Here is a 12,348-nt window from a genome sequence, read left to right on the forward strand (position 1 = left end):
ACATGCATTGCGACGTCCCTTTGAAATATTTACTTAAGTTTGACTTGAGTGTAATAGTGATATGCCTTGCGGCGTCCCGACGATTCAAAGATATTATTTTGTAAGGTACACAGAAGATGCCCTCTCACAGAAATCAAGCACAAAAAGAGAGTTGCCACTAGTCTAAAATTCTCGAGGCAACTCCCCTATTCGTTATTCTTTATAGCTGATATTATTAATGTAGTCGACCACTTTTTGATGTAATTCAGAATATAAATCTTTGCTTTTTATATTAAGTTCTTTCTCTTCACGTGCCTTTTTCATTGAAAAGTTGTGGTGTATTATATAATTCCTAAGCATTGATAGTTTTTTAAGAGAGCCCTTTTCATTAATAACCAGGCGTGACTTAAGTACGTCTTCAAGATCCTTAATTATATTGTTATCATTACTTTTGCTATAGGGGTCAGAGTGCAAACATTCATACATTTCTTTCAGCATTTGTTCAGTAATTGCATATAACTCTACGGTTAATGATGCGTATTTTCGATCTTTTCTCTTCGTGAATATATCCTTAATATCACTATCTGTGAAATCAACAAAATCAATTTCATCAAAAAGAGAAATTGATTTTTGTTTTCTTGTGTGTTCAACTATCAGTTCAAATTCGTGTTTGAGTAATTCGACTTCTGCAAGTGCAGCCCTCTGTAATCGAGAAATTTTGTATTCATCCTTCAAAGTAATCTTAGTCATTTTGGTTCCTCCTTTAGATTTCAAAGATCCTCGTCACTGTCTTCATCAACATCGCTTTCAATTTCCCCGGTATAAATTGCAGAATGAAAATCCCTGTAAATAATATACTGAGCTATTAAATAACGTCGTAAGTAAGATTCGAATTCTTCATCCACCACTAATTCGTCGAGAGATTCTATTGCGTCATTGGTAATTGTCATCTGATGATCTAAATACTCAAGGAGAATTGCCATCCTAACCCCTGCGAATGCCTTCTTATTAAAGTCCCGCTTTACAAGGCTATCAACGTCAAATGATTCCTTTATGTAACGTTTTAACGTCTGGAGTGCGACAAACTTTCCATGATTATGAGCTTTAAGCAACATATCATCCTCAAGAAAATAACGGATTTCACGTTTGGACTTAAAAACCTGACTTTTACTCCGTTTGATCCATTTCAATAGCTTCCTTACACGACTACCGCGGAAAGGTTTTACCTTAAAGACGGGATACGTGCGTCCGTCGAACAAGTTTGTCATCTCCTATTGTAAATTATTTAGTTAATCAGTAGTATACAATCAATCAATCGAAAAGTATACTTTAATTTTACAATTTAATGAGGTTCACTGATACCGACGGGTTATGCCCGGAAGCAACAAGGTGAACACAGATACAGCAGCAAGCCATCCTGCCGTCCACCAACTGCTGACGGGATTCTCCAGGGCGCAATTTGAAACGCGGGGCCACTGCAGATGATATTCACCTAGAACCGGTGACCCCATCCTGCTTCGCCCGAGAGCAACCCTATGCTCGGAAGGGTAGCAGCAAGATCTTCCCCTAGGTCCGCCGGTATCAACCTGCAGAGCCATGGAGAAACCCAATATTTCTGTACAACTAGGAGCTCGATTCGCAATTTCGTCACGCAGCCGGTCGCCGCAGTACCGATCGCGCCGAGTCGGCGCTTCTTTATGAACTACCAGGAGCCTAAATTGCGAATCCGCCCCGCTGCTAGCAACGCCGGTTCCGTCTAAACGACGCTTCCTAGAAAACAACCTAGGTGAGCATGAGCCGCTGCTTAGCCGCGTACCTGATCGCCGGCGTGTCAATCTTGCTGAACCGACGCTTTCAGAAGATTAACCAGGAGTACGAGCCGCGCATATGGCTGCCGACGTATTAGTCTGTAATCCTATTTTCGCATTCTAATACTTTACCTACTGAGTCTAATCCTTATATTGTCTTTCAACAGCCGGACTTCGTCTCGGAGCAAGCAGTGCGTGAATCTGAAGTAGCAAGCAGCACCTACTGACTACGATATCGCCTTTTCAGTTTGGTGAAAATAAAACGCGGTTTTTGAATTGAAGAATCGTCAGCTTTTGAAAAATAAGTTTTTGACTGATTGATTAAAAGAAACAGCGGCAGTCCAAGACTTGATAAATAAAGTCTTAGACTGCCGCTGTTGTCGTTAAACTAACGTTGCTGTTCAATAGGTTAGTATTCAACATTTTTTGGAATTTTATTTGGGAAAGGCATTATCGGAAACAAAAGATAAAAGATGCAGATTCCTCGGCTATTTCGGAATTCCTTACCGTACATACTTTTGAAAAGAATCCAGAAAGGGTTTAAGAAAAGCACTTCAATCTTTCAAATCTATGCTCGTCTTCTGTTTCAACTTCTTACTACCAATAGATATAAGACCCGGACTATTGTCATCCTCAGAAGTCAATTCGTAGTTCTCACAAATATAGTTTACAAAGTCTTTTAATGAAGACGGTCGTTCATTAATATATTTTTGTTCTTCGTCAGTTAAACCGTTCAGCGTTGAATCATAAAGAGCTGTCATTTGATTTACAACCTTTTCTATCGGCTGGAAGCCAAGCATAATCTCATTCATGAATCTTGGGTGAAATTGTATTGGATCTCCACCTTTACTTAGCTGAGGAAACCCCTCCTTCGAGGTAGTATATTCAAAGCCCTTAATTCGGAACTTATCTTTAAGTACCTCATGATCAAGGTAACAAAGAATTATGACGCCTACTTCCATTAAAAGCTTTTTACTTTTCAGAGAAATTGGAAATGCAAGTGGTGGCATGTGAAATATGCTTTCTCGTGGTTCCTCGACCAACCCTGAAAGCCCAGTCCAAAAAGGTTCTTTAAAATCGTACAGGCCGGTGATGAGCTCAGGATCAACTTCTTTGGGATCCTCCTCATACTTGATTGCTGCATAAACCAAACCCGGTTCAGCTAATACGGAGGAGTTCCCTGATTTGTTTCTCATACATTCCTCAATAAGTTGATCAAGCAACGAAAAGTGTTCTTGATATCCCGTTACATCAACTTCAATTGTTCTCGTAATCAAATCCGCTCTATATAGCGTTCCATAGCCTCTTTCTAAATACTCCTGGAGCCAGAAATTTTTGGAGAATTGTCTTCCTACCCTTCCCCTTACCATTTCTTCAATCTCCATTGGCGTCGACGTTTTACATTCGTAGATATGAATCTGATCAGTTGCCTTCACCTCAATTAGGTCCCCAGTTGTGATGCAACGAGTTGTATCTGCAAGAATAAATATTTTCTCATTCGCTAAAGGTTCAAATTTTTCTATTATCCCCATAATAGTATCTTTTTGGGGCAAAAGTGCGGTCCTCCCAGACTCAAACTTTCCTAGTTGTCTTATTGTGAAGGTTTCTAGCACGGACCACACCATAGCTTCGCTGATCGAGTAAAGCCGAGCCTGATGATAAAGCCACTCATCCTTTTCAGCTTCATTTCCTTTAATTAGTTCCTCCTCACACTTAAGTAGTGCTTTAACTAATTCTTTTTGTAGATTCCAGAAGGAGTACGTGCTACTTATATTCTCAAACCTATCGTATAATTCATACCTATAAGCCAATAGTGTGTCCATACAATACTCCTTTCAATCTTCTCAAGTAACTGACCATGAGCTTATTTTTACCTGTGTCCGAAAACTTATTAATATTACTTACAGTTCATAGAGCTGCTCCATTTGAACTAGATTGAATTCTTAAAATTTTATGATTTGATAAATTGCCAAACTACGACGGTTGTCGGATTACTTTTATTATCGACCACATTAAGTCTTGCGCCTGAGTTGGCGATATTAAGTTCATCCGCCGCTTCACTCAACACGAAGCTAACTAATCGATTAAAAGGATCTCCTATGATATTGTCATTACCATGATTGAGGCTGGTTGGGACGTAATATCCTGTATTACAAGCGATGCTGTGGAGCGCCAAGAAGAACAATAGGGGATGCCGGTGAATCTAAACTTACAGGGAGAGATTGTCGGTCTAGATATTTCAAAAGAAGAAATTCATGGACAAGCCTTTTTAGCGAGCGGAAAGCCCTTCAGAGGGACATTCCACTTCGTGCCACTCGTGATGGACTAGCAAATCCATATCAAGTTTTAACGGATGTTGAATTAGTATCTAAACAACGTTCTTTACTTATTCTAGAAGCAACCGGACATTACCAAAGCCCTGTTGTTCAGTTCCTAGTATTGAATATTTTAAGAAAAGAGGGGTTCAACTTCTCAATCTGCGCTATCACTGGATTAATCAACGGGTTCAATGACTAGTAGATGCGGCAAAACAAAACCCATTTCAGCAAACCATGTATAAAAGTCATTTAATCAATTTGAAAGTTCTTATTACCCGTATTCTTCAATACCAAGAGCATATTTCTGAACTGGAACAGAACATAGATGCTCTAGCTAAAAAAATTGAAGATTATGTAATTAATTTATTCGATTTCCAGCATTGGGCATAAAGTATCTTTGCTTCCGGTAAGTTTACAGCGACTCAAAACCAAATCACGAAACGTGGTTTTAAGTATTTGCGTTACGCGCTGGTGATGGCTGTTCCGTGTAGACTTATCCCCTCCCAAATATGCGAATCAAAGAGTTCTATGATCGCAAGAGAGCCGAAGGAAAACAGCATAAAGTAGCTCTAATCGCGTGTGCAAATAAGCTCGTGCATTGGCTGTACGCTATCTTGAAAAACAATAAGGTATTCCATCCAAATTAAAGGAATCTTATTGTAATAATATTCTAATACAGACTGGAAATTGGAGGGTTATTTGGCATTCTCATTTTAACTATATCACATGATTTAAAATCACCTTTCTGGTAATATTTACAAGCTATTAGCAGGATAGTTTAATGAAGCATCCGCTAGTCTAATAACTTTATTTTCTTAGTCTAACACTTTATTTTTCAGTCTAATGCTTTACTTTCTTTTTTAAATATAATAATTAATTTTAACAATTCCCCCTTAATATCCATTTCCGAAAAACAAAGCCGTCCTGAGATGTCAGGACGGCTCATGCTGTCTGGGTTATTGTCTAAGTTTTTATTATCAGACAACTTCATAACTTTAATGTGCACTTCACAACTTTAATGTCTTCTTCATAACTTTAATGTCTACTTCACAACTATATTGTTTCTATACAACTGGACACTTCCAATATAAACAACCCAAACCTACTCCACCGTAACACTCTTCGCCAGGTTACGGGGCTTATCGACATCGTGACCCAGGGCCAGCGAAGCGTAGTAAGCCAGCAGCTGCAGGGTAACTACGGACAGAGCCGCACTCAGCAATGGCAGGGTTCTTGGAATTACAAACACCTGATCCACGGATCTAAGCAGGTCAGTGACATTCTCTTCTTGCGTAATGGCCATGACTACGGCACCGCGTGCTTTGACTTCCTTGATGTTGCTGACGGTTTTCTCCAGAACGGACTCCTGGGTTGCCAGGGCAATGACCGGCACGCCTTCCTGAATCAATGCGAGCGTACCATGCTTCAGCTCACCGGCAGCATAAGCTTCGGAGTGAATGTAAGAGATCTCTTTCAGCTTCAGTGAACCTTCCTGGGCTACTGCGTAATCGACACCGCGTCCAAGGAAGAACAGGTGCTCATGCTTGGAGATCTGCTCTGCATATTCCTTGATGGCATCCTTCTGAGCCAGAATCTGCTCTACTTGCTCCGGCAGGGATTGCATAGCCGCGAGAATAGCAGTCACCTCTGCTTCGGTCTGAGTGCCACGCACTTCAGCCAGATACAGCGCCAGCAAAGTGAATACGATCAGCTGGGAAGTGTACGCCTTAGTCGAAGCTACGGCGATTTCCGGTCCAGCCAGTGTGACCAGCACGCTGTCCGCTTCACGGGCAATCGAGCTGCCCACTACATTGGTTACAGCCAGCACATGCGCTCCATTGGCATGGCCTTCACGCAGGGCAGCCAGGGTATCTGCAGTTTCGCCGGATTGGCTGACTACGATAACCAGGGTTTCCGGCGATACGATCGGTGACCGGTAACGGTATTCGGATGCGATATCATTCTCTACCGGAATACGTACCAGCGTTTCGATCAGATTGCGTCCAACCAGTCCTGCATTGTAGGCCGTACCACAAGCAACGATCTGAATGTTCTTGATGTTCTTAATCTGCTCTTTGGTCAGGTTCAGTTCAGGCAAGATAACCTGATTGCCTTCAGCATTGATACGACCGCGCATGGTGTCGCGGTATGCCTTAGGCTGCTCGTGAATTTCCTTCAGCATGAAATGCTCGTATCCGCCTTTTTCTGCGGTAACGGCGTCCCAATCGACAGTAATCATTTCCCGAGCAATAAAGTTACCTTCAATCGTCATCAGTTCGACAGCATCGCGTGTCAGTACCGCCATTTCGCCGTCGTTTAGAATATATACGTTGCGGGTGTATTCCAGTAGAGCGGGAATATCGGACCCGATAAAGTTCTCTCCATCGCCAAGACCAATAATCAGCGGACTGGCTTGACGCACAGCTACCAATTTGTCCGGCTCATATTCAGTCAGAACGCCAAGGGCAAACGCACCGCGCATGAAAGTAATTGCTTTCTGCACAGCCTTCACAATGTCACCCTCATATTCACGGGCGATCAGGTGTGAAATCACCTCAGTATCAGTCTCGGATGTAAAGTGGCATCCTCCGGCCATCAGCTCTTCCTTCAAGTCCAGATAGTTCTCTACGATGCCGTTATGCACTACAGAGAATTTCTGGCTCTCATCGGTGTGGGGATGGGAGTTCTCATCCGAAGGTTTGCCATGAGTCGCCCAGCGAGTGTGTCCGATTCCGGCACTGCCTGTCAGCGGATGAGTATCAAGCTTGGTTTCCAGGTTCATCAAACGTCCTTTGGCTTTGACTACCTGAAGACCTTCCTGGGTGAACACAGCGATACCAGCGGAATCATACCCGCGATACTCCAGCTTCTTCAACCCATTGACCAAGATCCCCTGCGAATTCTGATTGCCAATATATCCTACGATACCACACATTATAATTTTCCTCCGTCCATGATTTGGGGTATGGGCGGCATAAGGAAAGAAACGTGCCGTGCGGCATGTTGATGAGAAAAAGCACAATATTCAGTTGTATACTCTCTTCTTCTCTGCCGTGGCAGAACAACGCTGTTTCTTCTGATGCACGCATCCAACTACTTCTTTACGCACCCATACGAAACGTTGTGTGAAAGGTCGCCCTAACATTTTCCGTTTTGTATTTACGGCTCTGGTGCATCACCGGGAGGTCCCCGCCGAACATTTCGAACACCCCCACCTCGTCAGCTTACGTCGGCCGTGATCCGTTCCAGCCTTCTTCCTGGCTGTCCCTTCTCCCCCGCGCGCGACCAAGCTCTGGCGCTTGCTGTTGCCAACCTCACAATCCCCGCTTTCCTTCTGGAATGACACTTAACCTATTATATGCACCTTACATCATTTTGGCAATGCCATAGGTCCCAAATACTTGCCGAAGCCTGTCATATGGATATAGTATGAACAGCCTAGAATGGAATAAAGCCGGAAAATGCGCATTGAAACAGCATTTCCCAGCCACCTAAATAATATTATACCAATTCGCGCTGCACAACATCCACAATTTGGCCGACATAATGATCCAGCTCTGCCTTATCCGGCCCCTCCGCCATCACGCGGATCAGCGGCTCTGTACCGGATGGACGCACCAGCACACGGCCGTTGTCGCCCAGCTTGCCTTCGACTTCCAGGATGGCGGCTTCAATCGCAGGATTGTTCGGATAATTGGTTTTATCCTGCACACGCACGTTAACCAGCACCTGCGGGTATTTAGTCATCATCGCTTTGAGGTCGCTAAGCTTCTTGCCGGAAGACTTCAGGGTATCCACCAGCTGAATCGCAGTCAGAATGCCGTCGCCAGTCGTATTGTAATCCAGAAAAATCACATGGCCGGACTGTTCTCCGCCCAGGTTGTAGCCGCCGCGGCGCATCTCTTCCATCACGTAGCGGTCGCCTACGGCTGTCTTGGCGGTATTCAGCTGTAATTGCTCAGTCGCCTTATAGAAGCCGATGTTGCTCATGACAGTGGACACAATGGTGCCGTCCTTCAGCTTGCCCGCCCGGTTCATCGCGTCTCCGCAGATGCAGAGGATAAAGTCTCCATCCACTTCCTCACCGGTCTCGTCGATAGCGATCAGGCGGTCAGCGTCTCCGTCAAAAGCAAGTCCCAAAGCCGCGCCATGGCGCAGCACTTCCTCTCGCAGTGTCTCCGGATGGGTGGAGCCGAAACCGTCGTTAATGTTCAGTCCGTCCGGTTCAGAACCAATCGCAATCACTTCAGCGCCCAGTTCCTTAAAAAGACGTGGTGCCAGCTCATAGGCCGCTCCATGTGCGCAGTCGAGCACGATTTTGATCCCGCTGAAGTTCTGGGAAATCGTTGTTTTGAGATAATCCAGGTAGAGATATTTGGCATCATTATTGACCGTAACCGTACCCAGACCGGAGCCTACAGGGCGAGGCAGCTCATCCTGCTCGGCATCCATCAGCTCTTCGATCCGCAGTTCGGTTTCATCCGTCAGCTTAAAGCCGTCTCCGCCAAAAAACTTAATGCCGTTATCTTCCACCGGATTATGGGAAGCCGAGATCATCACTCCGGCGTCAGCCTTCAGCAGTCTTGTAATATAAGCAACCGCAGGTGTACTCACTACACCCAGACGAATCACTTTAGCGCCAATCGAGAGCATCCCGGCAACCAGCGCCGACTCCAGCAATGGTCCGGAAATACGAGTATCCATTCCGATGACAACCTTCGGTTTCTCTATATTTCCGGCCAGCACATAACCACCGCAGCGGCCAATGCTATAGGCCATCTCCGCAGTTAATTCACGGTTTGCGACTCCGCGCACACCGTCTGTTCCAAAATACTTACCCATCTCTTTTCTCCTTTAAATACGCTGCTTCAGCTTAATGTTATATGATATGAATGAATAACTGTCAGGGTGAATCTCAGTGAATCACAACCACAACAGCTATGTACCACCGGTACTCCCGGTGTTTCCGGTGTTCCCAGTGTTCCCGGTGTTTCCGGTATTGCCGCCTTCATTGCCCGCATCACTCGGATTAGGGCTCTCGGCAGGAGGCGAAGGAGTTGCTGTTGGCGTAACCTCAATACTTGGCACAGGCGTCAAGCTCGGCACAATCTCATCGCCTGTGACAGGCTGAGAGCTTGGCTCCGGCGACGCTGTGCTGCTTGAATCCGTCTCAGGAGAAGCCTCGGGTGTCGCAGACGGCGGCTGCAGTTGCACGCCCACATCCAGCGGCTGTCCGGCATTGCCAAGTGTGATGAATTGCGGGAGCGAGACCTGCAGCGGGACCACATGCGGGCCTGCCCCCAGACCACTGACGTCGGCAACCACTGTAATACTGCCCGGGTCCAGCTGATCCAGCAGCGCGGGTGCGCCGGAGAGGGTCAGCGATATCGTCTGGGCAGCAGGCGAAGTAATCGCTGCGTCCAAACCGTCCGCTACCCCTTCCAGCTTAATCGGGATCCCGTCGAGGGTCCGCTGGGCAACCGCTGAGGTGCTTACGGTGATATTCAGAGTTCCTGGCTCCACCCGCTCGGTGCCTTCCGGCGGAACAAGCTTCACTTTCAGCTCGGTGGTGCCTGCGATTTTGATAGCTGCAAGATCAACGACTGCTTCGTAAGAGGTTAATGGCGCTAGTGCAGCCTCCTGGGCATAGACAACGACCTTGTCCTGCTGAGCAGTCACTTCGGACAAGACAAGCGTGTCCGGAAGCTTGCCGGTATAGCTGATCTCCAGCGGAAGCTCCTTGGAAGGCAGCGTGACCGGTACCTCAACCGCTACGGTAGCCGGCTCAATCACCGCATCTGGGATCTCCTTACCGTTGCTGTCATAGGCGTAGAGCTTCATCCGCTTCTCCTTGAAGGTAGTGGTCTCCCCGTCCAGCTCAATCGTACCCTGGACCTTGGCTACCCTGGTCAGATCGCTGGTCGGCAGGGTGACCTCGGCGGTCCCTGTAGGCTGGATAACCGGCGTTCCCAGCTTATATCCTTTGGCAGGCTCCCCCTTGGTGTTCAGGGTAATCGGGAACGACTTCGTGGTGCGCAGTTCTACCGTCACACGGACCACATCCGGCGTCATGCGGATAAGCCGCACTCCGCTCGGCAGCTTGTATTCCAGCGGAAGCGTATAGCTCCCCGGCTTCACATCGCTTAGATCGAGGGTGACGGAATAATCATCGGACAGCTTGTAGGTCAGGTCCGAGCTTCTCCCCTCAACCTCCAGCCGCACACTTTTCGCATCCACGGATATCGCATATTTATCCTCATCGTAGCCGGGAGTCTCAATCTTTACATTCTCAATGATTTTGGGTTCGGTAAGTACGGTTGATTGCGGCAGCGGAGCAGTGTCCACATGCACCATCGCCCACAGAATAATCCCGAGGGCAAGTGCAAGAACCTTGTTGAAGTTGTTATTCTTCATCCACTTATCCATTGGTCTTGTCCCCCTTCCGTTTCCAGAAAGCAGAACTCCTCTCCTTCAGCGGAGAAGTTGCACGCAGCTCTTGATACAGCTTCGAGATCAGCGATTCTTCCTTGATATCCCGCACGATCTGGCCATTGAGCGCCAGCGAGATCTGTCCGGTCTCCTCGGAGACCACTACTGAAACGGAGTCGGCCACTTCGCTGATCCCAATTGCCGCACGATGCCGGGTCCCCAGTTCCTTGCTGATAAAAGGGTTCTCGGACAACGGCAGATAACATGCTGCCGCGGCAATCGTGCTGCCCTGCATAATGAGCGCTCCGTCATGGAGCGGTGTATTCGGTATAAAAATATTAATCAGCAGCTCCGAGCTGACTACCGAACGCATCGGGATGCCCGATTCTGTATATTCGTTGAGTCCTGTTGTCCGCTCGAATACTATTAATGCACCTATTTTTCTACGCGATAAATAATTCACCGCCTTAATAACTTCACCGATCAGCTTGTTGATCTCCTCGTCGTCCTCCGACCAGCGGCCGAGGAATTTCCCACGCCCGAGCTGCTCAAGCCCGCGCCTCAGCTCCGGCTGGAAGATGATAAATACGGCGAAGATCCCGAACGTAAACACCTGGTTCATCAGCCACTTCAGTGTGTACAGGTCAAGAAGCGTGCTGACGGCCCAAATGACAACGAGCACCAGGATACCCTTCAGCAGTTGAACCGCGCGGGTACCGCGCACCATATTGAGCACTTTATAGATAATGTAGCTGACAATTAGGATGTCAATTATATCTTTAATGGACTCTTTCCATGTAAAATCCGTAAAATAGCTCATTGCCTAAAACCCCCGTCATTTCATATTAGCTGGGTTTATGTAAATTGTCTGTTAGTTCTGTACCATATCTAGGTTATAACGTTCCCGGTCCAGTTGCAAGTTTAAGGCATAATTCCGTGCATATACAGAGTTTTCCAGTTAAGAAGAAACGGCTTCGCCGTCCTTTGAGGAAGGGCAACCGTTTCTGTAGGAAGTTAGAAGAATCATTTATTGTGTGAAGCATATAACTGCTTATATTCAACAAAAAAGCGCCATCTTTCCGGAAAAAGAGGCGCAAATAATATTCCTGCTTAGCGACCAGTCAAGCTTAACGGTAGGCAACTTCAGAGAACATGTTCGTCACTTTATACCAGAGCCAACTTACCGCTTGGTCTATATTTTTGGCTTGCCCCGAGATATGGGCAGTTGAAGCTTTGTAGAGCGACCCGTCGATGACAGTCACATTGCCGTTCACTTCGCCATATACCTGCGTTTTGCCATTCTCCACAGTAAGATCGCCGGTGATGGTATGTCCGGACGGCACAATAACCGTATCACCCTTGATCACTACCTGATCCAGGTCCGATCCTCTGACTACCAGCTGGGTGTTCTGATTCCAGAAAGTGGCTGCGCTCATCAGCATGACTACAAGAAACAACGATGCCGCCGTTAACGCGGGATGTCTCTTGATCCAGGTGACAAAAGCTTTCTCTTTCTTAGGTTTCGGCAACGCGTTCATGATGCGGCCCACTAGTTCGTCGGAGGCTGCTGCGTTCTGATGCATCAGAGAGAACATCAGCATATCCGTCTGTTCCAATTCTTTGAACTTGATACGGCAATCCGGACAGGATAGAAGATGCTCCTTCAATTCCTTCTGCTGCTGTGCAGGCAAGTCGTCATCCAGGTAGTCATGCATCATAGAGACGGCCAGTTTGCATTCCATAGGAGCCAATCCTTTCATGAGTGCTATTTAATTATTCTGTGACTAAGGGGGCAGGAGACATAAGACTTGCTT

The 12,348-nt window shown here is 46.5% G+C and carries 8 protein-coding genes; all 8 read right to left on the bottom strand.

The window, feature by feature from the left end; all coding sequences use genetic code 11:
- Nucleotides 1-192: 192 nt before the first annotated feature.
- Complete coding sequence (locus tag B9T62_RS28015) at nucleotides 193-729, bottom strand: hypothetical protein (RefSeq protein ID WP_087918276.1); 537 nt, start codon at nucleotides 727-729, stop codon at nucleotides 193-195.
- Between the two features lie 20 nt (nucleotides 730-749).
- Nucleotides 750-1,238, bottom strand: coding sequence for a hypothetical protein (locus B9T62_RS28020; protein WP_087918277.1), 489 nt, complete (start codon nucleotides 1,236-1,238; stop codon nucleotides 750-752).
- 1,103 nt (nucleotides 1,239-2,341) lie between these two features.
- Nucleotides 2,342-3,610 carry a hypothetical protein gene (locus B9T62_RS28025; RefSeq protein ID WP_087918278.1) on the bottom strand — a complete coding sequence of 423 codons (1,269 nt, stop codon included), beginning with the start codon at nucleotides 3,608-3,610 and terminating at the stop codon, nucleotides 2,342-2,344.
- Nucleotides 3,611-5,207: 1,597 nt separating this feature from the next.
- The gene (gene glmS, locus B9T62_RS28035) at nucleotides 5,208-7,040 is read right to left on the bottom strand and encodes a glutamine--fructose-6-phosphate transaminase (isomerizing) (RefSeq protein ID WP_087918279.1); all 1,833 of its coding nucleotides are present in this window, start codon (nucleotides 7,038-7,040) and stop codon (nucleotides 5,208-5,210) included.
- Nucleotides 7,041-7,606: 566 nt separating this feature from the next.
- On the bottom strand, nucleotides 7,607-8,947 hold the full coding sequence (glmM, locus tag B9T62_RS28040) for a phosphoglucosamine mutase (RefSeq protein ID WP_087918280.1): 1,341 nt from the start codon (nucleotides 8,945-8,947) through the stop codon (nucleotides 7,607-7,609).
- A gap of 96 nt (nucleotides 8,948-9,043) precedes the next feature.
- Entirely contained in the window at nucleotides 9,044-10,531 is a 1,488-nt protein-coding gene (locus B9T62_RS28045) for a CdaR family protein (RefSeq protein WP_087918281.1), read from the bottom strand.
- Nucleotides 10,524-11,354: a diadenylate cyclase CdaA gene (gene cdaA / locus B9T62_RS28050; protein WP_087918282.1), complete on the bottom strand. Its 831-nt coding sequence runs from the start codon at nucleotides 11,352-11,354 to the stop codon at nucleotides 10,524-10,526. Before cdaA ends, B9T62_RS28045 begins: the two co-directional genes overlap by 8 nt.
- A 307-nt stretch (nucleotides 11,355-11,661) precedes the next feature.
- Entirely contained in the window at nucleotides 11,662-12,276 is a 615-nt protein-coding gene (locus tag B9T62_RS28055) for a zf-HC2 domain-containing protein (protein WP_087918283.1), read from the bottom strand.
- Between the last annotated feature and the right edge of the window lie 72 nt (nucleotides 12,277-12,348).

The sequence above is a fragment of the Paenibacillus donghaensis genome (assembly GCF_002192415.1).
Lineage (GTDB): Bacteria > Bacillota > Bacilli > Paenibacillales > Paenibacillaceae > Paenibacillus_AQ > Paenibacillus_AQ donghaensis.

Coding starts and splice junctions, on each gene's coding strand:
- B9T62_RS28015 (WP_087918276.1), bottom strand. CDS start 729: ATGACTAAGATTACTTTGAAGGATGAATACAAAATTTCTCGATTACAG.
- B9T62_RS28025 (WP_087918278.1), bottom strand. CDS start 3,610: ATGGACACACTATTGGCTTATAGGTATGAATTATACGATAGGTTTGAG.
- glmS (WP_087918279.1), bottom strand. CDS start 7,040: ATGTGTGGTATCGTAGGATATATTGGCAATCAGAATTCGCAGGGGATC.
- glmM (WP_087918280.1), bottom strand. CDS start 8,947: ATGGGTAAGTATTTTGGAACAGACGGTGTGCGCGGAGTCGCAAACCGT.
- B9T62_RS28045 (WP_087918281.1), bottom strand. CDS start 10,531: ATGGATAAGTGGATGAAGAATAACAACTTCAACAAGGTTCTTGCACTT.
- cdaA (WP_087918282.1), bottom strand. CDS start 11,354: ATGAGCTATTTTACGGATTTTACATGGAAAGAGTCCATTAAAGATATA.
- B9T62_RS28055 (WP_087918283.1), bottom strand. CDS start 12,276: ATGGAATGCAAACTGGCCGTCTCTATGATGCATGACTACCTGGATGAC.